Source organism: bacterium (genome assembly GCA_016708315.1).
GTDB lineage: Bacteria > Zixibacteria > MSB-5A5 > CAIYYT01 > CAIYYT01 > JADJGC01.
Genome location: JADJGC010000023.1, coordinates 811,402 through 834,916 on the forward strand (window position 1 = coordinate 811,402; position 23,515 = coordinate 834,916).

Annotated in this window: 16 protein-coding genes; 8 read left to right on the forward strand and 8 right to left on the reverse strand. The window is 51.5% G+C overall.

The features are described from left to right. Positions 1 to 3: 3 nt before the first annotated feature. From IPH59_15865 to IPH59_15880, 4 genes are all read right to left on the reverse strand, one after another. Complete coding sequence (locus IPH59_15865) at positions 4 to 1,542, reverse strand: redoxin family protein (protein ID MBK7093164.1); 1,539 nt, start codon at positions 1,540 to 1,542, stop codon at positions 4 to 6. 235 nt (positions 1,543 to 1,777) lie between these two features. Continuing rightward, positions 1,778 to 2,785 carry a PorV/PorQ family protein gene (locus IPH59_15870; GenBank protein ID MBK7093165.1) on the reverse strand — a complete coding sequence of 336 codons (1,008 nt, stop codon included), beginning with the start codon at positions 2,783 to 2,785 and terminating at the stop codon, positions 1,778 to 1,780. A 20-nt stretch (positions 2,786 to 2,805) separates the two neighbouring features. Then, positions 2,806 to 5,463 carry a hypothetical protein gene (locus IPH59_15875; protein ID MBK7093166.1) on the reverse strand — a complete coding sequence of 886 codons (2,658 nt, stop codon included), beginning with the start codon at positions 5,461 to 5,463 and terminating at the stop codon, positions 2,806 to 2,808. Between the two features lie 29 nt (positions 5,464 to 5,492). Further along, positions 5,493 to 8,153, reverse strand: a complete 2,661-nt coding sequence (locus tag IPH59_15880; protein MBK7093167.1) for a TonB-dependent receptor — start codon at positions 8,151 to 8,153, stop codon at positions 5,493 to 5,495. Positions 8,154 to 8,779: 626 nt separating this feature from the next. Between IPH59_15880 and IPH59_15885 the strand changes: the two genes are divergently transcribed. The 4 genes from IPH59_15885 (at position 8,780) to IPH59_15900 (ending at position 13,873) form a co-directional block, all read left to right on the forward strand. After that, the gene (locus tag IPH59_15885) at positions 8,780 to 9,718 is read left to right on the forward strand and encodes an ABC transporter substrate-binding protein (GenBank protein ID MBK7093168.1); all 939 of its coding nucleotides are present in this window, start codon (positions 8,780 to 8,782) and stop codon (positions 9,716 to 9,718) included. Further along, positions 9,718 to 11,379 (forward strand): HAMP domain-containing protein, encoded by a 1,662-nt coding sequence (locus IPH59_15890; GenBank protein MBK7093169.1) that lies wholly within the window; start codon positions 9,718 to 9,720, stop codon positions 11,377 to 11,379. The genes IPH59_15885 and IPH59_15890 overlap by 1 nt, the downstream gene beginning before the upstream one ends. 21 nt (positions 11,380 to 11,400) lie before the next feature. After that, entirely contained in the window at positions 11,401 to 11,763 is a 363-nt protein-coding gene (locus IPH59_15895; protein MBK7093170.1) for a response regulator, read from the forward strand. A 316-nt stretch (positions 11,764 to 12,079) separates the two neighbouring features. Beyond that, complete coding sequence (locus tag IPH59_15900) at positions 12,080 to 13,873, forward strand: response regulator (protein ID MBK7093171.1); 1,794 nt, start codon at positions 12,080 to 12,082, stop codon at positions 13,871 to 13,873. An 84-nt stretch (positions 13,874 to 13,957) separates the two neighbouring features. On the opposite strand, the gene IPH59_15905 is transcribed toward IPH59_15900, so the two are convergent. Next, positions 13,958 to 14,155: a zinc ribbon domain-containing protein gene (locus IPH59_15905; GenBank protein MBK7093172.1), complete on the reverse strand. Its 198-nt coding sequence runs from the start codon at positions 14,153 to 14,155 to the stop codon at positions 13,958 to 13,960. Positions 14,156 to 14,519: 364 nt separating this feature from the next. On the opposite strand from IPH59_15905, the gene IPH59_15910 reads away from it, so the two are divergent. The 3 genes from IPH59_15910 to IPH59_15920 are packed head-to-tail and all read left to right on the forward strand — an operon-like array spanning position 14,520 to position 16,636. Beyond that, a complete protein-coding gene (locus IPH59_15910; protein ID MBK7093173.1) occupies positions 14,520 to 14,984 on the forward strand; it encodes a DUF3566 domain-containing protein in 465 nt (154 codons plus the stop codon). After that, on the forward strand, positions 14,981 to 16,432 hold the full coding sequence (locus IPH59_15915) for a glutamate--tRNA ligase (protein MBK7093174.1): 1,452 nt from the start codon (positions 14,981 to 14,983) through the stop codon (positions 16,430 to 16,432). Before IPH59_15910 ends, IPH59_15915 begins: the two co-directional genes overlap by 4 nt. A 42-nt stretch (positions 16,433 to 16,474) precedes the next feature. After that, a complete protein-coding gene (locus tag IPH59_15920) occupies positions 16,475 to 16,636 on the forward strand; it encodes a hypothetical protein (protein MBK7093175.1) in 162 nt (53 codons plus the stop codon). Positions 16,637 to 16,762: 126 nt separating this feature from the next. Here IPH59_15920 and IPH59_15925 read toward each other — a convergent pair whose 3' ends face one another. The 3 genes from IPH59_15925 to IPH59_15935 all read right to left on the reverse strand — a co-directional run bounded on the left by IPH59_15925 (position 16,763) and on the right by IPH59_15935 (position 22,739). Further along, entirely contained in the window at positions 16,763 to 18,697 is a 1,935-nt protein-coding gene (locus IPH59_15925) for a thrombospondin type 3 repeat-containing protein (protein MBK7093176.1), read from the reverse strand. 121 nt (positions 18,698 to 18,818) lie between these two features. Next, positions 18,819 to 19,232: a hypothetical protein gene (locus tag IPH59_15930; protein MBK7093177.1), complete on the reverse strand. Its 414-nt coding sequence runs from the start codon at positions 19,230 to 19,232 to the stop codon at positions 18,819 to 18,821. A 90-nt stretch (positions 19,233 to 19,322) separates the two neighbouring features. Continuing rightward, positions 19,323 to 22,739, reverse strand: a complete 3,417-nt coding sequence (locus IPH59_15935) for a thrombospondin type 3 repeat-containing protein (protein MBK7093178.1) — start codon at positions 22,737 to 22,739, stop codon at positions 19,323 to 19,325. A 210-nt stretch (positions 22,740 to 22,949) separates the two neighbouring features. Between IPH59_15935 and IPH59_15940 the strand changes: the two genes are divergently transcribed. Next, on the forward strand, positions 22,950 to 23,513 hold the full coding sequence (locus IPH59_15940) for an acyloxyacyl hydrolase (GenBank protein ID MBK7093179.1): 564 nt from the start codon (positions 22,950 to 22,952) through the stop codon (positions 23,511 to 23,513). Positions 23,514 to 23,515: the final 2 nt, after the last annotated feature.

Here is a 23,515-nt window from a genome sequence, read left to right on the forward strand (position 1 = left end):
ACTTTAGGTCGTCGATTGGGCGTTCTTCTTGGCCAACTCTTCAGCCTGCCAGAGCAATACCTGGTCTGCGCTCGGATCATAACCGACATGGCGATAGCGAATCACGCCGTCCTTATCAATGATGACCAACGTCGGAATACCAGTGACCTCATACTGCGATGCGACGTCGGCATTGCCGAAGAGCACATTGAAAGTATAACCATAGTCGGCGAGATACGGACGAACCTTGGTGGTGTCGTCTTCCCAAACGTCCATGGAAATGAATTCTACGCCTTCCGGCTTGCGTTCGACGAACTCCTGTAACAACGGCATCGTCATTCTGCATGGACCGCACCAGGTCGCCCAGAAATCAATAACGACAACCTTGCCGCGCAAACTTTCCAGCGAGACAGTCTGGCCTTCAAGATTGACAAAAGCAAATGCAGGAGCCGGTGTACTGAGAACCTCTGACACTGCCTTCATGCGATTACCTTCAGCATCCGCCATTATCGGCGCAAGACGCTTCTCGCGCTGAGCCTGCGAAGCAACCTTGAGTCGGTTGATCAGATCGTCAAAACCTCCCAAGGAACGAACAGCCGCTAGAGTCTCGTTGCGCATCAGGCGGCGATAGTCGCCATACCCTTGGTCAGCAGCCAGATTGAGATAAGTGAGAGCGGAATCCGGCTGATTCGCCATCGCGTATATCTTACCAAGCTCAACCAATGCGTCTCCAGGCTTAGTCGATGAAGCCACAATAGCGTGTTGATTGGTAATTGCTTCTGGGAAGCGATTCTGCTTCTTGTAGAGTTCGACCAAGTCTTTCCGAACCTGTCCGTTTTCCGGATATGCCTGGGCAAACTTCACGAGCACTTCTTCCGACCCCTTCTTATCTCCCATGGAGTTCAGAATATCAGACTGCATTGCGACAGGCCGATACTGATCAGGCGAGGTCACTGCATAGAGCTTTGCGTATTTCAGTGCCTCGGGATAGTTCTTTTGCGCCATGTAGATTCCGGCGATCTGCGGATAGGTTGTCGGATATGACGGGTTCAAAGCCATCGCTTTGAGATAATACTCGATCGATTTGGCAGTATCGGGAGGATTTGCAGACACAAGGGCCGCGCCCATACCAAAGTTGCCCCAGAAATAGTCAGGATCCAGTTCGGTAGCTTTTTTGAAGTATTCGATCGATTCCATGCCACCCAGGCAACGACCGTAGAGATAGGTCGCCATCGCGGACTTCGGATCGGCGTCATACAAAGCTTTGTAATAGGCATTTCTCTCTTCTGTGCGCTGGAAACCGTTGAACAACGCCTGGAACTCCCGGTGCAGATCGGTTGAATTGGGATTCAAGGCAATGAAGTGTTCATATACTGGTTTGTAGTCTTCAAACTTCGCCTGATCGGCGAGCGCCGCAGCAAGAGCCTCGGCGGAATCATTTGCAGCCAGAACTTCCGCGGGCTCGACATAGACCTGTGCCGTCGGTTCTTTCTGCATTTGACTGCAGGCGGCGACAAAGCAAACAGCAGCGCCAGCCGCAATGTAACGGACAAATTTCATCATTCCTCCAATGGATTGCATATTAAAGATACCTTCATTTCGATGATGTTCTTAATACAACGCTGGCAAATCAGGAAAGTTTCCTGCGCGGTATTCGGTAATAGATAATATCGAATCTTGTGACTTTGTAGCAAAGACATTTCTGGGAGTTGTGGGGACAGCAATTCGCTATAAAACAACGAAAAATGGGCAACCTATCGGTCGCCCATTCTTCCATTCTGTTGGCTTGATGCTGTGTTTAGAATCTGAGTCCAAATGAGAAGCGATGAACTGAATTTAATCTTCCGAAATCCGCAAAGGCATAGTTTAGACTTAAGTCGGTCGAATTCCACACCTTAAGTGCGAGACCGGCGCCCACCGTGGCCGATTGCTCCTCTTGATTGAGCTGCCATCCTCCGCGCACAAAGAATGTCTCCTGAAATGCGGCTTCCGCTCCGAACGATCCTTGCTGTTCATTGTCCGATGGGTCGCGTGCTTCGACGCTGAATGTCAATCGAGTGCTCGGTGAGTATTGGATGTCGTAAGCTGCGCCGATGCGAAACACCAACGGCAAGTCATAGGAATCAACATCCAGAACACCCTTTGCATTGTCGACGCTTTCATTGTCGCCGGAAGGGTTGTAGTTGAAGTTCAATTCAGGACCGCTGAATTTCATTTCCTGGCCAAGGTTGGAGATGTTCATGCCGATTCGCAGATTGCGATATCCCGGCCGGAGCAACGTTCCGAAATCGAAAGCGATTCCGCTGGCGCGTACTTCGGATATTCTCTCAGTGATATATTTTGCGCTCATACCAAACGAGAAGAACTCTGTCCATTGGCGCGCGTATCCAAGCGTAATTGCATAGCTGGAGGTTGAGAACATTTTGCCGGTTCCGTTCGGCTCTTCGATAGTCGTGATCTCCATGTCACCGGAGGTCAACGCTGTCACTGCCGCACCGATGGTGCCGAAGCTGAGAGGTTTGGCAAATGCCACGTAGTTCAGGTTCACATTGGAGACATAGGAGATTGTTGTGAACTCCAGATGCGATTGAGTCATTCCGCCAAGCGCAGCCGGGTTCCAGTAGAGAGCATAGGCATCGCTGACATTGGCGACTGAAGCTTCTCCCATCGCGGTATAACGGGCGCCAACTCCAATTTTCAGGAACTGCGCTCCCGACGTTCCCACTTTGGAGAACTCGTCCGCATGCAGTGATGAAGCCGCGAACAATGCGACTGCGACACCGATTATGATACTGAATTTGCGCATATTCGATTTCTCCTTGGCTCTCACTTGATCACCGCAAACTTGCCGACGCGTTCGCCCACTTGTGATTCAACATGATAGAAGTACAGACCCGGCGCTATACCTTGCCCGTTACTCGTCAACATGTTCCAAACAAAGGTGCCGGAGCCGTCATGTTCGAGAGTCTGCACAAGATCACCTGCGAGCGTGTAGACCCTGATCGTCGCGGTAGCCGGTAGATTGACGAACTCCAACCGGCGTTCACCTTCCACGGTTTCCCAGGCTGCGCGCGCAACGTAAGGATTGGGAACAACGCGAACCTGATCGAGAGCAGCCGAGGCCGCTTCCTTATTCACGGAAGGAATGTTGAATACAAATTTGTCGTCTGCCCCGTTTACTGGAGCGCCGCCAACTTCAAAAACATCGCCAACTCGGTAGTTGTAGCTGGCTGTGTCCAATCGGAAGAACCACGAGTGTCCATAAGGAAACGCCTCGGGGTGCGATTGGTTGTCGTATGGCACATTGACGATCGAGATGTAATCGCGATTTCGCGGATCCCAGCCCGGTTCGTCGGCATCAAGGTGATATATCTCGGCGAGCACTTGCTGATTCGTGGTCGTATTCCAGACTTCAAACGGCAAGTTGATTGGTGTTACATCGTCATAGAACGAATATCCGAGTGATCCTGTCGCCGTAAAGCGCAACTGATATGTCGAACGGAAGTGGACATCGCCGCCGATCGGGAAGCCAAATGCGCTGCCCATCGGACCGTAGGAATATCCGAGTTCCAGCGTCGTGTCGGCGCCTGCGGAGAAACTCACCTGCTTGAAGTGACGCGGTTCTCTTTCGCCATTGAATACGAATACTTGCACACCATCGACGACAGGGGCTTGTGCCAAGTCGCCGCTCTGGTCGGTCATGTCAACTGCCAGAGTATCTCCAGTCGTACGATTCACGACATACCACGATGTCGTGTACATGTCTTCCTTGAATCCAACTTCATATTCCTCGCCGCTGAATTGCGAGTCGTCAAATAGTACTGGAACAACGTTTCCATCGGATGCGGTTGCGCCGCCTTCGACCTCATGCCTCAATGTACTCTCGACGGGAACATAGCCCGCCGGATTAGATCTCGGCACTGCCGCTCCGGCGTTGTCATCGGAACCGGGTCGGCCATACGCGGTTTGAAGCGGTCCCACGCCGGCGCTGGAATCGCCTTTGTCGAATGCGACTACGGAATACCAGTATTCGAATCCGTTGACGAGCGCAGTATCAACATAGGTGTGAGGAATCGGCTCTGAAGCGTCTTCAACACGCCAGATAGCCAACGGAACATAATCGGGTCCGAGGCTGCCGTCATTGTTGCGGACCAAACGGCCCCAACTGGCGCCTTGATCCGTGGAGCGGTATAGCTTGTAGCCGGCAAAGTCAGCGACTCCCAGAAGCGGGTCAACACTTTCTGGCGCGGTATTGTCCCATGACAAACGCGCTTCGTTATTGCCAGAAAGCACCGTCAGCTTTGATGGCTTCGGCGGCGTCGGACCGACAAAGTGATTGGAGTATACAGTCTGTGCTATCTTGGACTTGTTGCGAAAATCTTCTTCATCATATCCTGCGATAATGGCAAATCCGATTCTGATGGTTTTGCCTTTTTCGAGATTGATTCCCGAAGTTGCCTGGACATAGTATTGATCTGTCGGCGGCAGCGATTCTTCATAGATGTGATCGGTGATGTAGGCATACTTCTCGCGATCATTTGTATTCTCGATTCGCTCCCACTCGCCGGTACGAAATGCTGTCATACCGATGTTGTCGGGAGTTTCGATGTAGCGTGTACCCATCACACCGGTAACAACACTCGGACCCCAGCCCGGATCATATCCGTCGGCATCGTAAGTCCAAGCCAAATTCTGAGAAGTGTCAGAAGCGACCAAGTCGCCGAGACGGCCATTCTCTCCCGAACCATCCGGCCCACCGATGTCGAAATCGCAGTAGAGACCAAAAGCGAAGTTTTCGTAATCGTTATCGCTCTTGTTCGTGATATCGAGAACAACGAACATAACATCTTCGTTGTAGCTGTAATTCCACTGATAGATTGTCTGGACCATTTCCAGACCCATCAAAGACGAACCGAGACCGGCATCATTGAAACGATAGATGCTTTCTTGCAATGATGATGGTCCGCCGGAATAGAAGCTCTCCGTCTGCGGATCCCAGACTTCATTGTATACCCATTCACCGGTCTGCGGATCATAGTGACGCCAGCCGTATGCAGGATTGTCGCGCCCGGCACCGGTAGTGTCGTCGCGGTCGAATTCGTAGCGAGTCGAATCGGTCGAAAGCCGGATACGATAATCAGTCGCGGTCGCATACGATGTGAGCGGAGCGTAGTCATCGTCTGAGTCAGCCAGAAGCGTATCGCCCGACACGACACTTGCACCCATCCAGTATTTCAGTTCTGCAAGGTAGTCATGTCCTGAGCCCTTCGGCCATTCACCTGAAGGAAATCCGAGATGGCTTAACCCGCCGATTGTGCCCCAGTTGGAAACTGTCGTTCTGATATTGCCCTTGTCATGCGTGATTAGATCCTGCAATTCCGGAGCAGGAACTTGCGAACCCGCCGAGGCGGCAAACAACCCGCCGCCCGAAATCGCGAGTAGAGCGGCAACGCAAACGGCGACTATCGATAATCCACTATGCATGGGTTTCATCCTCTGCACTTTCGCACGGTTTAGAATATCCATTCCAACCCCCACTGAATGCTTCTTGGCGTATCAAAATTCTGCGGATCTTTTGCCAAGAGGCGTCGAATATCATTGACGTCTTCGGGAGTTGCATCTCCGGGCGGGTCGTAGCTTAAGCCGAAGTTGTAGCCATCGATGTCAGCAAGTCCGGTGCGCGAATAGACGTTCACGACATTACGCCGGTCGAGAAGATTGTTGACTTCGACGAAAAACCGCAGCTTGCTCGTCTTTCCACTGAACGGGTAGAAGTCCTTGTCGAAGCGCATATCGACCCGATAGGTAGCGGGCATCCTGCCTTCGTTTAAGCCGCCAAGACGCATGCCTTGTTCGTCGGTGCGAGTGTACGGCATTCCCGATCCATAGGTGAAGAATGTGTTGAGTCCCCACGCGGTCGGCATGTTGACGCCGAACAGTGTGATCTTCTGGTTTCGCGGCACCCGGAAATCCAAGTTGATGTTTAGCGTATGGCGCTGATCAAACGAGAGCGGGAATTCCTGAACAGGAATCACCGGCGCATCGTCGCCTTGCGTGAAGTAGTTGTAATAGAATTCGTTTGCGTCGGATGAGTTGCCTTCAGCAACCATATAGGAGTAGTTGATTGATCCGTTGAGATTCTGGTTGCCGGTCTTCGTTACAGCAAAATCCAGACCTTTGACCGAACCATAATCGCCGTTGTAATACTGCGTGTAGGTTCCTGAAGGCGCTACGATTGAACGGCTCGAAACGAGATTGGAGACGTCCTTGTAATAAGTGGTAGCGTTGAGACGAATGTCGTCAGCCAATCTCTGTGTAATACCCAACTCGTAAGAAACCGTCTTCTCCGGTTCCATATCCGGATTACCAACAATCGGATAACCGGTTGTCAAGTCAGCCTGAAGGTTGGTGAACATGAACGGGTACTGCGGCACCTGGTAATAGTAACCGTAGTTGGCGTGGAACAGCGTGTTCTCGGAAACTGGATGTGAGAAACCAACTCGCGGCGAAATGTGAGTCTTGCTCTTGGAGCGAAGGCGCTTCTCCTTGGTGCCTGGATCTTCCCAATAGTCGATTTCTGCATTGAGATAATCGAGCCGCAATCCGGCATTTATGATCATGTAGCCAAGTTCGATCTTGTCTTGCAGGTACGCCGCTGCATAGCTCGGCCCAACATCGTACTTTTCTCCGTAAGGCCGGACATTGAAGAACTGCTTGTTGTCCCAAATGAGGCGGTTCTGGCGGAACTCGCCGCCGACGCTCAACTGATGGTACTTATCAACCTGCGACAATACATCGAATCCAGCCGACTTGTACGATGACTTACGATAGAGGTAGTACGGATAGAACAAGGTATCGTTAACGTAACCGCTATAGTAGTAAGTCGAGTCGACTGCATAGTTGTCCTGAATTGTGCCATTGTAATTTCCATTTTCATCTACCGAGTACCCGGGCCACTTGTCCCAATAGACATCGAACAGATGATCTGGCGCCAACTTCGTCGAGGTCTCGAAGTAACCTGCCCTGAACGACACAACTGTGTTGGTGGACAGTTGAAGCGTGGCGCTGCCGCCAAAACGTGCGGCGTCGTTCTTGATTAGTCCGGAGTTTTGAAGTGCAAAGTCGTATGAATAGCCGTTTACGTCGCGATGTTCATAACGCTCTTGCTCGCGCTCGTAGATGTTGGAATACACTGTGACTTTGAGATTCTGCAGAGGGCGAAGCGTTACCTTTGTGGTAAGAGTCCAGCTCTCGGCCTGGTTATGCGGAAGGTATCCGCCGTTGTTCCAGTACTCAATTGAATTGAAGAAATTCGCCCGATCATTTTGCAATAATGGAATCGGACCGGACAGATTGAACACGCCGTAATAATTGTCAGTGCGTCTGGTCTTGTCGAATTCGCCGGTTCTGACATTGTATGGTTTGCTGAGTCCGTCGGCCAGCTTCAGCTTACCTGCATAGGTGCTTGAACCTTCTTGAGTAAGAGCATTCACAACACCTGATAGTGCTTCACCGTACTCCGATGAATAACCGCCGCTCGTCAAGCTGACAGTTTCCAAAGCATCCGGATTGATTCGTGTACCGAGCCCGCCGGAGAATTGATCCTGTACCGGCATACCGTCAAAGTAGTAGGTAACTTCACCGAATCGACCGCCGCGAACGTGCAGTCCGCCATCGCGGTCGGCAACGGTGCCGTTCATTCTTAGAATAACTTGCCCGATGTTCCGCGAGTTCGGCTGAAGCTCGAGCTCTTCTCTGCTGATAGAGCGAACTGAAGCAGTCATGTCCTTCTGTATTAGCGGTCGCTCGGCATATACCGTCACAACGCTATCAAGTTTTACGGTTTCCGGTTGTAGCACGATTTCGACTGGAGTGGTAAGATCAAGAAGTACCTTGAGTCCGCTGCGAATCTCGGTCTTGTGCCCGATCAATTCGACGGCCAGATCATAGGTAGCAACCGGAAGATTTAGGAGATAGAATTCGCCGTCAAGGTCAGTTACCGTTACTATAGGCTGCCCAACGATGGACACCGTCGCACCCGGAAGCGGTTCGCCGCTTTCTGCCGAGGTTACGGTTCCCGAGATTTTTCCCGTCGTCTTGGCCTCGAGACTTGCAGCCCCATTCGCTAATAGAATGACTCCGAGCGAACATATGAGTCTGAGAATCTTACTCAAGCTACCTCCGGCTGTTGCTTTCGTTAACGACATCAGCTATTTCTCTTGCGCTGGTTTGCGGTTAGTCTCCCGCAGAAGGCGTCGGGTCATCGGATACTTTATCAAAGATGTGAGTCGTCGCAGGAATTACATTCACCGATGACTTCGGCTGATTGCTGATCTCACAGAATGTATCGGTACCTCGTAACCTTTTTTAACGATTGGAGGGACAAAATTCGAGTTTTTTGCAATACGAATGAAACATCGATGAAGCGACAAACTATGACTGGTCTGCATCTTGGCAGACAGCCGGCTGCTTTGCGTTTCAAGTTGAATGCAGATTAGGGGCCAAGCGGTCTGAACCAAGTTTTTTTCTGATTATTCGTTTCAGAGCGGTGCAAACTTCTCTGATAAAGGTTAAGGGGAATCTTTGCTTACCGATAAATTCTTAGAGCAGAAGCCACTACGATGGATCGCCAGTGCGAATGAGTTAACCTTGCACCGGTAAGGTTATGCATTCATTTATCTTCTGTGACTAACAAGTGACCTTCACCAGGAGGGTGCCGGATGGCGCACAAAGCGCCGGGTGAGCATAATCCGAACCTGACAATCTTCTCGAAGTTTGTTCTCCGAGTGAGAGTAAACTCATGAGACATATTGCAGCGGCAGTCGTCTGCTCGCTCTGTCTTGCAGTTTTCGGCGTTGATGCGCCGGTTATTGCAGGACAGCGCATTGCTGTGCTTTATTCAGACTCGACGAAGCATACCCAGAGGACTATCTCCGGCTTGGAGTGGTCGCTTAAAAGTTGCGACCCGCCTTGCGAGATGTTCCAACACTACCTTTCCGCCATTGACGAAAAGCAGAAGAGCGAAGTCGCCGCACTGAAACCTGATATTCTCATTACCATCGGCAGCACCGCAACAGCTTTTGCTGACAAGAATTTCCCGGCGATACCAGTTGTGTTTGCCAAGGTGCTCAATCCGATTGAATCCGGCTTCATCAAGTCCTGGGATAATCCCGGCGGCCATGTTACGGGTGCTGCACTCGACATTCCCGTTCTCCAACAGATTCAGAAGTTTTCAGCTGTCATACCAAGCCTCAAACGTATCGGTGTTGTCTACACCAGCAACTCGCAACGACTGGTGGAAGAAGCCCGCAAGGCTTGCGCCACACTGGGGCTTACACTGGTCGAAATCAAAATTGGCACGTCAAAGGAATTGCCGGCTGCGATCGATAGCCTCTGCCGCGTTGCCGATGGTATCTGGACAATAGCTGACGAGCTCCTATCCTCACCACAGTTCATCCGCCACACTCTCGTAGAGACCCTTCGCGCCAAGATTCCGATTATGGGATTCAATCAGAATTTCGTCGAAAACGGCGCGCTCTTCTGTCTGGAAGCTGACTACAAGTTTATTGGGAGACAGGCCGGCGAATTAGCGTTGGCACTTATGAACGGAAAAAGTGTTAGCACGATCAAGCCGACGGTTCCGGATGTTGTCTATCTCTACTTGAATCTCAAGTCGGGGAAACTACTTAACATAGACTTCGCACCCGAGTTGATCAGCGTTGCCAAGGAGACCTACTGATGTCACTGCTTAGATCATTGCATGACACTCTGGGCCTTAAGTGGCGGCTGATTCTCGGCGTAAGCGCGCTCTTGGTTGTGAGTTCGCTTCTGCTGTCGATGTTCCTGCTTGAGGAATTCTCTCAGACAGCAACTTATGGATTGAAGCAGCGGGGCAGTTCGCTGGCACGCAACCTGGCTCACAACGCCGAGTTTGGCGTCATGCTGGAAATCAGCTCCGAGCTCGACGGCTTGATTCAAGGTATGCGAACCGAACCGGATATCCTGTTTGCCCAGATATACAACTCCGATGCCGTACTACTGGCGCAAGGGCTCAGTGATAACATCCCGGATTCCGTCATTCAATCAGACAAAGAATCTCTCGCTGTAAGCGACTCTTCCGGCAACAACGGACACAATGTCGAAACTCGCGAACTGATCTTGCCGAACGCCGGTGAATGCATTGAAGTCATCGCAACAGTCGTCGCTCATACGCCGGAAGTTTCGAAAGAAGAACTGGGATCGGCCAGCATCGCCAAGGAATCGAATCAACGGGGCGAGACTATTGGCTATGTTCGCATCGCGATCAGCGCAGGCGAAACCAAGGCAAAGATCGCTGAAACACGGCAAATGATCGTTTACTTCACACTGCTATTGGTGATGCTGGGTATTCTCCTCTCGGTCACTCTTGTCAAGATGATCGCCAGTCCGATCAACACTCTTGTAGAAGCAACGGAACGGTTGGCTGCGGGCGATTTGTCCCAGCGCGTTCATGTTCAGACCGACGCCGAACTTGAACGACTGGCGCTCGCGTTCAATACGATGTGCGACTCGCTCGAAAAGACTCAGAAAGAACTTGAGCTGCACAATCAGACATTGGAAGAAAAAGTCCGTGAGAGGACACAGAAGCTCGAAGAAGTTCAGAAACAGGTCATTCAGTCGGAGAAAATGGCCGCTGTCGGACAGCTCGCGGCAGGTGTTGCCCACGAGTTGAACAATCCGCTTGGTGGCATTCTCGGCTACGCGCAGTTTGCGCTTGAGAAACTCGCCGGTGGGCAATTGGTGGAAAAAGATTTCACCGCTTTCCAACGCTATCTATCAGACATCGAACTACAGGCGCGCCGCTGTAAGATGATTGTCAAGAATCTGCTAAAATTCAGCCGCTCGTCCGACAAAATGGAATTCGATCTAGTCGATGTCAACTCGGCGTTGGAAGAGACCTTTGTTTTCACCTCGCACCAATTGGGTATGAAGGATATTCATCTTGACGTGTCGCTTCAGCCGGGTCTTCCAAGAGTGCTCGGAAACGTCAATCTGCTCCAGCAGGTATTCACGAATATTCTGATAAACAGCATGCAGTCAATGCCTTCGGGCGGAGACCTGAGAGTGACAACAAGCTTCAACCCGCCGGTAGGAGAGTTTAGCGGCGCTGTCGAAATCTCCTTCACCGATAGCGGAGTGGGTATCCCGGAGGAAAACCGAAACAAGATATTCGAGCCATTCTTCACAACCAAGAAGGTGGGTGAAGGTACCGGCCTGGGCCTGTCTGTTTCTTATGGAATCATCCGTGATCACGGCGGCGACATAAAACTCGATTCAACTGTCGGCACGGGCTCAACTTTCACGGTAGTTTTACCGATTGTAAGAGAGACAGCCAGAATAACAGCAAAAGCTACATCTTAGCTCAATAGGGACCTATAAATCATGACGGACACTAGAAAGATTTTAGTCGTTGATGATGAGGAAGTTATGCGGGAGTTCCTGCTCGAAGTCTTTTCGACGCAGGAGCCGCTTGGGGCACATAACGGCGATGAAGCGCTGTTGATGATCAGCAACAACCCGGTTGGGCTCGTCATTACCGACCTCAAGATGCCCGGAATGGACGGCTTGACACTGCTGAAAAAGATCAAGGAAACTGACAAGTCAATTAAGGTCATTGTAGTCACCGGCTACGCCTCGCTTCAGACAGCCTCTGAATGTATACAGGCCGGCGCCAGTGACTTTCTCAAGAAGCCTTTTTCAATTGAACAAATTCGAAAGGCTGTGCACGCGGCAGTAGGATCATGATGAATCACGGCAACCGCCAAATTCGCAGCGTTCTCGTCGTTGACGACACGGAGATCATCCGCGATCTATTAGTGGATGTACTGCGCAACGACGGCTATGTGGTCGACAAGGCCACCAATGGCATCGAAGCGGTTGAGATGGTTGCCAAACAACATTTTGATCTGGTCTTTACGGACATGCATATGCCGCGGCAGGATGGTCTCACAACCGCGAAGAAAGTGCATGAAACCGATCCGGCCACATTCGTAATCGTTACTGACAGCTATCCAGACAAGTTAAGCCACGCGACACTCAACCAGGCTGTCGTCGGCACCATTTGCAAACCGTTCGATTTGGCAGAACTTCGAGCGGTATTACAGCGGGTCGAAGAAATCGCCGCTTCAAAAAGCGCATCGAAGCAAGGAGCGACAAAATCGCCAGCGAAAGTGCTCGAATCTTAATTGTAGACGACGAAGAAATTGTACTCCATTTTGCCAGCGACGCTCTCTCAACCGTCGGGCATACGATTTCGTCTACCTCTATTCCCAAGGAAGCTCTGCGTCTGATCAGCTCGGAGAAATTTGATTTCCTTCTGACTGATATTAAGATGCCGGAGATGGATGGCATCACTCTGGCTAAGAAGGCGCTCGAGGCCGATCCGGAGATCGGGATTCTCTTCATGACCGGTTATGCCGATGTTGAGACCGCTAAGAAAGCAATCGCGACCGGCGCTTACGACTACATCATGAAGCCGTTCGAGCTTCCCGAAATTCGCAATTCCGTCAATGCCGCATACGCCAAACGCAAAGAGATTCAGAAGAAGCAGGGTTCCAACGGCCTCCAGCATCTCTCCGAATTGATGGGTGCACTCTACACCACCGGCGATGCCGAATCTCTGACTGGGTTAATTCTTCGTTTTGCCTTATTCCATTTCAGTCTGCAGGAAGGCCTGGTCTTCTTCCATAACAAGGGCGCCGACCAACTGCGCATTACGATGGGAAAGAGCGACGGAAACATCATCAACGCTACAATAGATGGTTTTCCAATCAGCAATTTCCCGCGTGATCTAATCGAAGGCGGTGAAACAGAATATTCCGGCAGCATCGATCGCCATCCATTTCTCTCGCAGCTTTCTTCCAATGAATCATGCTCCCATATTTGCGAAGCACTGCGCGCCGGCAAGGGCACTCTTTGCTTCTTCTCGTTGCCTGCAACCGAAAAACTGAAACTGATACTGGTGGTCCGCACTGATGCAGAGATGACCGTCAATGAAGTGGATCGACAGATGCTGACGGTACTGCTCAGTTTGAGTTCCATTTCGCTTGATAACCTGATCCTGCTGCAAGAGGCACGAGACGCCATGAGCCGTCTCGAGGATTTCAAGGATCATCTCGTCGGACTCGAACGCGCAGCTACTCAAGGCATGATGTCTTCTGAAATCGCCCATGAACTCAACAACTTCATCGCGATCATTCTCTCCAACGTCGAATTGTTCGAAATGAAGGCGGCTGGCACCTATCCGGAAACTTCAGTGAAGTACCTGGAGAACGTGAAGAAAAATATTGGCAAGTTCGAGAAGTTCACGAATTCGCTTTCGGATGCCGGCAAGCTTGACACGAAGAGGCACACCGCCGATCTGAATGTCATGATTAACGAAATCGTCACATTTGCGCGCCATCAGAAACGCTTCGGAAAGATCATCATTGATCTCGACCTCGATCTGAACTTGCCGCCGGTCTTGATCGATCAGTCGCAGATTCAACAAGTTCTCTACAACATGCTCAATAATGCCGCTGACGCCATCGGCGCCGACAGGCGCGACGGACAAATCAAGCTCACAACCAAGTACGACAAGGAAAAACACGAATTTGCCCTCGTCGTAGTCGACAATGGTTGTGGATTCAGCCAGGAAAATCTGCAGAAAGCGTTCCGCGATCGATTCACCACGAAAGAGCATGGCCACGGATTCGGGCTGACAGTTATTCGCAAGGTCATCCGTAACCACGGCGGAAACATCGTCGTCGATTCCCAGCCGAATGCCGGTGCAACTATCACAATTACCGTCCCAATCGCCGATCCGGCTACGGCACACGAATCGACCGGTCGTATCCCGATTGCAGCAACGACATAATCTCCACAAATAAGAAAGCCCCGGCATTAACCGAGGCTTCAATACTCTTGGTAACGCGAGCGACCGCCCGCTGATTTCTTACTGTCAGGAATACTTGGATTTCCCGCATCCGCAACCGGAGGACTTCGCTTTACTGCCACCCGATGCAAATGTCGAGAAAAGTCTTTCCAGGCGATCTGAGGCACAATGCGGACAGTGTTGCTCATCCGCATATCGTTCGCTCGTAACTAACAAATCGAACTTGCGACCGCATTCCTTGCAGGAATATTCATAAATCGGCATGCTAAACCTTTCCCTCGCTGAACCAGGCACCTAATAAGGCTCCGAAGACTGCTCCATAAACTGTTGACGCCACCGGCGACGAAGTCAGCATTCAGGTGCCCGTTCGGCAACCAATAAAATAGTAGTAAGCGTAACCGGCGCCTGCCAGCACAACGCTTGGAACCGCTATCATTGCAACTTTCTTCATATTCATATACTTCGACGTCCTTGCGTGGGAATATAACCTCTAATCACCCTTCTAACAAGAAACTTGACCTCCTGTTCCATAAGCCTATCGAGCATGCCCCGATTGGTTCCCGTCAGCCAAAAACCGCTTGCTGGCGTTGGCGAAACCACGTATCGTGCGGATTATCAAGGAGTTGAAATGAAACTGGAACTAAAACGAATTTCGCTCTGGGCGACGATCAAGATCTCCTTCCTGATCAACCTCGTGTTCGGCTTTATCGTCGGCTGCTTCTACGCCCTCCTGTTGCTCATGATCTCATCAATGCCTTCGGCAGCATTTCGCGACAGCGAGTTTGACCAATTGTCCAGTATGTTCGGGGTATTAGCGATATTTGTCCCGTTCTTCGTTGCTTTCTTCGCCGCGATAATCAACACCATTTTCGCATTTATACTGGTGGTCGTTTACAATTTCTCGGCAAGAACAATGGGCGGACTCGAACTGGACTTCGCTTCCATTATTGAGTCGACCACCACTCTGGCGCCAATCGCACCAGTCCCTGCGCCAATACCGACAACTCCTCCCGCACCACAACCGGAACCGCCGTCGACTCAACCGCCGGACGACCAGACTCCAACCGAACCATCACAGGATTATCGACTATGAATTCAAATCAAGTCCGCGTGCGAATTGCACCTTCGCCGACCGGATATTTCCACGTCGGCACTGCGCGCACAGCAATATTCAATTGGCTTTACGCCCGCCATCACGGCGGCAAGTTTCTCCTTCGTATCGAGGATACCGACCAGGAGCGATCGAAAACGGAATTTGTCGATGTCATCCTCAATGGATTGCGTTGGCTGGGACTGAACTGGGACGAAGAGATCGTTTACCAATCAACTCGTCTGCACACCTACGGTCCGTTTGCTCATCAGTTGGTTGAAATGGGCAAAGCCTATCGCTGTTTTTGCTCTGCCGAAGATTTACAACGCAAGCGCGAAGCCGCTCAAGCTGCCAAGACTGACTATCACTATGAACGCACTTGCCGCGACTTATCTGAATCACAAGTCGCTGAAAATCTCGCCGCAGGCAAACCATTTGTCATCAGGCTGAAGCTCCCGCTGAGCGGCATTGCGCATTTTGATGATGTCGTGCTTGGCAAAATGGAAAAAGACTATCACGACCTCGATGACTTCATCATCCTCAAGACCGATGGCAACGCGATCTACAATTTTGCCGTCGTGATGGATGATCACGACATGGGCATTACGCATGTAATTCGCGGCAACGATCATATTACCAATACCTTCCTGCAGAAAGAAATCTATCAGGCGTTCGGCTGGCAATTGCCGATCTTCGGACACCTGTCGTTGATACTTCGCCCGGACAAAACCAAGGTCTCGAAACGTAAAGGCGACAAGAGTGTTGATGAGTACCAAAACGAGGGTTATCTGCCTGAGTCGATTCTGAATTTCCTGGCGTTGCTGGGTTGGTCGCCAAAAGATGATCGCGAGAAGATGACGCGACAGGAACTGATCGATGCGTTTGCTCTCGAAGGCATTAACGCTTCGAACGCAATTTTCAATCCGGAAAAACTGACGTGGCTAAACGGCCAATACATCATGGAGAAGACCGATCATCAGCTGGCGGAAATGGTCGCGCCGTTGTTAGTCGAAGCCGGACTCACGACGAAGTATTACTTGGAGACTCGCTGGCAATGGTTGATGAAGATCATGGGAATGCTGAAAGAGCGCTGCAAACTTGTCACGGAGTTCGTGCCGGCCTGCACTTACTTCTTTGTCGACAACTTCCAGTATGATGAAAAAGGCGCCCAAAAGGCATTCACAAAAGACGCCGCGGTTCACATGACAAAACTCGCCGAGAAATTCGCAGCAATCAGCGATTTCACGCACGATTCGGCTGAAGCTGCCCTTCGTAGTCTTGCCGAAGAATTGGGCGTAAAACCCGCGGTCTTGATTCACCCGACCCGACTGGCAGCCAGCGGTGTGACCGGAGGGCCGTCGCTCTTTGGTATGCTTGAAGCTATCGGCAAGGAACGAGTTGTCGCACGACTTCGTCGCGCCGTAGAATACATTGAAAGTCACGCCTCGTAGATTCGCACCGGCCGACGGTGCTATAGAAGAGAGGAGCCAAGAATGGCAAACAAGATAGCTGCCCTAAAGCGCGAGATCGAGAATCTCGAAACAGAATACGCGCAGGCACAGAAACGACCGCAGCCGGATCACAAGCAGATTGATCACCTTTACAAGAAACTCAAAAAGGCGAAGAAAGAACTGCTGGAGCTGGAAGCCAAGTAGTCTCGGCAATCCAGAATCATCATTTCCCACAAAAGTGAACCGGGCAGACTTGTGATCCGCCCGGCTTAGTCTCGACACTGATCAACGTCCTCACAACATCAGCTCGAGATGTAGTAATCTTGCCCGCTATGGACAGGCGGCACACGGCACGCTCCCGCCTGAGAAAATGTAACTGATTAGGTAAACCGCATCCGAAATTGTCACCAGCCCCGAACAATCTGTATCACCTGAATCGATCGGATTTGGTGCCGGCCCGCCCGAGAAAATGTAATTGATCAAGTATACTGCGTCAGAAATGGTGACCGATCCGCTATTGTCGGCATCTCCGCAGATGTATGGCGGATCGACTATGGTCACGGAAACAAAGATCGTGTCTTTCAAGGGTATTGCACCAGCATCTTGAACTGAGATACCGAATAGGTATGTCGCACTAAATGTGGGTGTTCCGGATACGGTTCCCGCAGCACCCCCATTGAAGACACATCCAAACGGCAAGTCTCCACCAAAGAAAGTCCATGTGTACGGTGTCGTGCCGCCGATTGCAGTGAATTGATAATTGTATGGGACACCCTTGTAGCCATTTGGAAGCATGTAACTCTGAATATGCAATCGGCCGTCACATGCATCGCCGACTCCGTCGTGATTTTCATCAAACTGCTCTGCATTTGCGGTGCTTATGCAGTTGTCGCAAACATCACCCGTAGAATCGGCGTCGCCATCTTCCTGACCCGGGTTAACTACGAAGTCACAATTGTCATCGACATTCGACAATCCGTCCCCATCGGCATCGGGATCGCACAAGTCGCCTACGCCGTCACTGTCTAAATCAGACTGGTTGGCATTAGCAACTGCCGGGCAGTTGTCGCATTCATCGCCGGGTCCGTCGCTGTCCTGATCGCTCTGCGTGGGATTGCTCAATCGTCTGCAATTGTCATTGAGATCGTGCGCGCCATCCACATCGAGATCGGTCAGGTTCCACGGCAGGTCAGCGCGAGCCGGTCCGCCAAACGCGCCCATGTCATTTCGCAGCCCGCCTCGCGACGGCCAGAGAGCGACTCCGGTGCTGTCGGGATGTTCGGGATCGTTAAAGGTCGGCGTTGAGTTTCCGGCATCGATGCAAGGCGATCCACTCTGAAGGTAGAATCCTTGTGCCATAAACATCGGGTTCGCATTGATATTCCCGGTGCCGGCAAATCCTCCCTGAACACAACTGAAAGAAACGGTCGGCGATCCGGCAATCTGTCCTCCCGTATTGCCATAGATAATGTTGTTTCTTGCCAGAACCGTTGTTCCCTGTACCGAGAGTCCGCCTCCGGTCGAAGCGGAACTATTATAGACAATGGTGTTGTTCTCAAGTATTGACTGAACCGGATTGTTCCATATCCAGACTCCTGCGCCGCCAAATGCTTCGCCGCCCGAGTTGCGAAAGAAGACGTTGTTTTGTATCACGGCGTCCGCGTGAAAGCACACCAATCCCCCGCCATAGCGTCCTTCATTCCACATAATCGCATTGTTGCGAATCTTCGGAGAGCCGAAGCCGGCGCGAATTCCGCCGCCTCCCGCCTCGGTAGTTCCGCCAGGTTTGTGAATCGCTTGGTTGTAGATGATGAGATTGTACATCACGGTCGCATTGGACTCAAGCAGGACGCCGCCGCCTTCATTGTAAATCTGACTGTCGGAAATATCAAACCAGAGTGTGCCTGTGCCTCCCGTAATAGTGAAACCAATCAACGCTGTCCCGTCCAGTTCTCCTGATCCAATGATAACCACACTGCCGGTGTCCGGGTGCGCCGGTTGACTGCCGTCAATTACAGTGTTGGAAATGTGGGCCGGATCGCCGTCGATCACAAATTCGCTGGCGACGACGATGAGCTTACCGCGGAAATTTATGTTCTCGTAGTAATAGCCGTCTGAGACAATTACCGTGTCCTGAAATCCGCAGGCGTCTATCGCAGCCTGAATTGTAGGATAAGAGCTTGGTACGGAGTGAATAGCCGCCTCAAGCGCAACCGAACTGAAGAGCCCTACAATCAAACTAATAGCTGTTAACCAACGAAACACTGTTGCCTCCACTCGAAATGAACTAGGCCAAACCCAGTACGACCAATGAGATCTATTTACGTAAGTACTTACATAAATACGAGCAAGAGCCGGCAATGTTTAATGAATTGTAGTGTTTTTCTTAGGTCGGAAGTGGCGCAGCTGAAAAGAGAGCTGTGGCGAGCTGATCCTTGAGCGATTTCTCCGAGCGGGCCTCGATGAATAGACAGCGTAGTCCCTGGGCAGTATAGACCTTCTGCTTGAGCTCGACGCGATCGCGGTAAAACGGCATGTGGGTGAATCCGCAGATTTCAATGAAGAGTCCGTAGTCGGGTAGGTAGAAATCGGGGCGATATTGCTTTCCTGAGAGTAACAACAGCGGCTCATAGATGAATTTGATGTTACGCTCCGCCAGAAACTCCGCACAGCACTTTTCCAAGCGCGACCGCACCGGTCGGCCAGCCTTGTTCTCAACAGAAGGCGCTGGCAATTTCGGACGCAAGGAGCGTTCGCCGCGTCGCAATGGTATGCCGGTCTTCTTTGAGAACTTCCGCAAAAGATCTTCCCTGAGTAATGCTCCAACAAAACCAATGGGCGGCACTTGGGCCGCCCATAAAATGATTACTTAGATTTCAAACTCCAAGACCTATGGACAGGAGGCACATGGGCTGGGGCCGCCGCCAAATACATAAGCGATCAAATAGACGACGTCTGAGATCGTTATCGTGTTTGTGCAGTCAACATCAGCCGCATTCGGATCCGGATTCGGGCCGCCGCCAAAGATGAAGTTGATCAGGTAGACCACGTCTGAAATCGTCACACTGCCGCTGGCATCAACATCGCCGCAAAGAGCTTCACAAGCATCGCCAACGCCGTTGCTGTTGGCGTCTTCTTGACCGGGATTGGCAATATCAGGACAGTTGTCGCACAAGTCACCTCTGCCGTCGCTGTCGAAATCGGCTTGACTGGGATTCTGAATTGAAGGACAATTGTCGATGTTGCCGCAGACACCGTCGCCATCGACATCATTGACATTGTCAAGCGGACAGACATCGCAGACGTCACCCATTCCGTCAGAATCGGAATCTGCCTGATTCGGGTTGGCAACCGACGAGCAGTTGTCGATGTCATCGCAGATACCATCAATGTCGACATCGCCTGAGTTCACGCAAGCATCGCAGGCGTCGCCTTGTAAATCACCATCGGCGTTTTCCTGGAGCGGATTGGCAATTGTCGGGCAGTTGTCGCAAGCATCACCAATACCGTCACTGTCGGAATCTGCCTGATTCTTGTTCTGTACTGTCGGACAATTGTCACACGGATCGCCCACTCCGTCGAAATCCAAATCTTGCTGACTCGCATTGGCAAGGGCCGGACAATTATCAAGACCGTCAACGACTCCGTCGCCATCCGTGTCAGCCGTTTCACATTCGTCGGGCGTTCCGTTCAAGTTCATGTCGACTGAAGCAAAAGTCGCAATGTCGCAGACATCAAGGCGGTTATTGCGGTTGCAATCCAAACTCGATCCCGGACGGAATGCGAATCCTGCAGGATTCACCAGCCCCGAGTTATTACCGCGAACTACGCGCCGGACATAGCGACCGGTAGGCAGGAACTCGATAACTCTCGGCGTACTTCCGCCGAGTTGGTTTTCGGAAACATAGACGTTTCCATTCGGTCCGACCTTGACGCCAAATGGACTTGAAGGCGCCTGCAGGTCATTGAAAACGCGAATGAACGCTCCGGTGCTGCCATTGTATTGAAGCACTTGGTTCGATCCAAAACTTGCCACCAATAAGTCGCCGTTTGGCAGATACGCAATTCCGCGCGGCTGGCTCAATCCGCCAGAACCGGAAGTGACGAGCACTCTGATAAAGACGCCGGTAGTTGCGTTGTACTCGAGCACCGCATTGCTGCCGCTGCTCGCTACCACAAGAGTGCCGCTTGGGCTAATCAAGACGCCATAAGGTTGGGACAGTCCACCCGGATGCGAGGGTGTAACCAAGGTCGCGACCACCGCACCGGTTGCCTGATCGTATTCGATGACGCGGGTATTGCCGCTTGATGACACGATCAAGTTGCCATTCGAGGGCCGAACGGTCATGAATGTTGGAGCGCTTAACGATCCCAATCCAGCGCTTACAAATGTCGATACGGTCGCGCTATCTACGTCAACTCGGAAGATGCGATTGCCGTTGAAGTCGGATACCCACAGCCGATTGCTGTTGTTGAACACGGCATCGTAAGGCGCCGTAGCGGCACCAAGAAAAATGTCGCGAACGGGATATCCGCTTGCTTGGTGGAATTCGCGAATGCGTTGAACCTGATCGGCTACGAAGAGATTGTACTGCCGCTTGAGATCAATCCAGTCCGAGATGCTATTATTATTGCAGTCCTGACACTCGTCGGGAATGGCGTTGCGATCGAAATCGTTGGATGTCCCGCTCTCAACATCAACCCAGTCGTTTTCGTTGTTGTTGTTGCAGTCCGGGTCGCACTCATCCGGGACGTTGTTGCCATCGGCGTCCGCCGATGACCCGAGAAAGATGTCGTAGTGATCCGGCCGGTTATTGTTATTGCAGTCGGCTTCGCAAACATCTGGAATGCCGTTGGCATCAAGATCAGGAGCGCCGCCGGCGATCTCTACCGGGTCAAGAATCGAATTGCTGTTGCAGTCTTGACATTCATCAGGAACGCCATCGCTGTTTGTATCGAACGAACTGCCCGATAAGATGTCGATTTCGTCAGAGATGTTATTATTGTTGCAGTCGTATTTATAGCAGTTCAGCGCATCAAACTCAGCCTCGACAACTTCTTCGACGCGGGTGTGCATCCAAAGGTCGGTGTTGGCTGTATATCCTGCAAAAGTATGGCAGTAGCTCATGATTGACCCGCGCGAAGGCGTGCCGTTTCCGCATTCGTCGATGGTCGGCGTATAGCCGTTGTGGGTGTGGTATGTTCCGGAATTGTGCCCCATTTCATGCGCGACGACGATCACATCCCAATTAGAATTGCGCGGCGAGTTGAACGGCGTCGGGAAACTGCCATTAAGGAATCCGCTGATTCCATAGGTCGCGCTTCCTGAACAAGTGCCGCCGACATAAGCCACACCGCCGTATGACAAGTCGCGACGACCGCTGAATAGGTGAACGTAGTTGAATGGTGAAGGATCTTCCGAGAACTCCCAGTGAGTACGGAAACCGCCAAGATTATCAGCTTCGAATGGTTCGCCGCCTGATGGCCAAATACGTACGTAGCTGACGAGCATCTTCATGTTGAAGTCGCGAATGTAGATATCGCTGACCGCACCCATGACGATCAAAGCGTAACTTTGCGCCGACGAGAGGTCATTGAAAATCTGGAAATACTCTTGATCAGTGTCAATCGCGATCCTCGCCATACGCATTCCGCGACCGGCAAAAGCCATCCGCTTCGCCAATCCCTGCGGTTCGAAATCAGACGGCGGCTCAACCGCGCAAGTAACAACGCCATCCGGGAGGTCAATACCGGCCGCCTGCGAATGGACGATGATCTCGCCGTTCCAACCCTTGACAGCTTCCTGTGGAGTTTGTGCTATGTAGAAAGTCTCGCCACTGCCGGTACGAATGTATCCGGAGGACATGCCGGTAGACGAGAATGCCAGATAGGCGTGGGAGTTCGGCTCACCTTCAATAGAGCCGCGATACATGATGACGTCCGGTCGCTCGGTTTCAATACTACCGGCACTTGAACCAATCAAGAACTTGATGTCAGGCGCACCGATGGAGAAACGCTCCATGCGCAGCCGGACAATTTCACCATCGCGCACCGGGACATCGACGAATCTGTCGACAGCACCCAAGCGCAGGTCAAAAAAATCAGACTGGCTGATACGCAACTTCGCAGTCGATTCTGTCGGGCTATCTTCGACCAATCTGAAAGGTGAACTGGTCTGGCTAATCTGGGTGGCGGGTTGACCCGTTCCCAGGGCAACTCCTGTCATTAACAGAATGGCAAAAATCGCCATTCCGGCACCATGAAAACACTTCCCAAGTAGATTCAACCACGATGTCGCTGTGGGCATTAACTCCTCCAAGAATATGTCTAACTAATGTATTCGGTCATGAAGCGTCTCCGGAATACAGTGACGCGCGTTATGTTCTGAGTAATTCTGTGTAAGTTGGTGTACACCATGGTATTCGGGCCGCCGGTGTGAGGGAGATTTGCGGCTGGTCCGTCAAAACCAGTTGCAAGCATTGTTGCTTGTTTGCGAAGAATAACATAGACTTAAATAGTGCAAAAGTCAAGACGATTCCTTCCTGCGGCGTTGCTGCTCGCGATGAGTATGTTCCTCTCGTCGTTGTGGTCTGACTGCTCAGCTGGTGTATTCCGATTCCGCGAGATCGCCGTCGAATTCGGCTATGGCGCAGGAATAGAAAACACCAAACTGCTGCGTCTCGACGCTCAATGGAGTTTCCAACCGCGACTATGGCGAAGCGACAAGATCGAGGTCGTTGGTGTCGGTCAACTGGCGTTTGGAATGTGGAAGGGTGATCGCGAAATCACCAATCTCTCTGCGACTCCAATCTTGCGACTGCAAGGGACTTCCCGCTCCAAGACAATCAGACCGTACTTAGAAATCGGCGTCGGTTTGCACTATATCAGTGATATTCAGATGCGCCGCAGAGTACTCTCGACAAACTTCCAGTTTGGCGATCATGCCGGAATTGGTTTCGAGATTGGGCGAGCAAACTTCATTGATTTTGCATACATGTTTCAGCACCACTCCAATGCGAGCATAAAACGTCCGAATTCTGGAATCAACTTCCATATAATCAGGGTCGGTTACTCGTTTTGAAG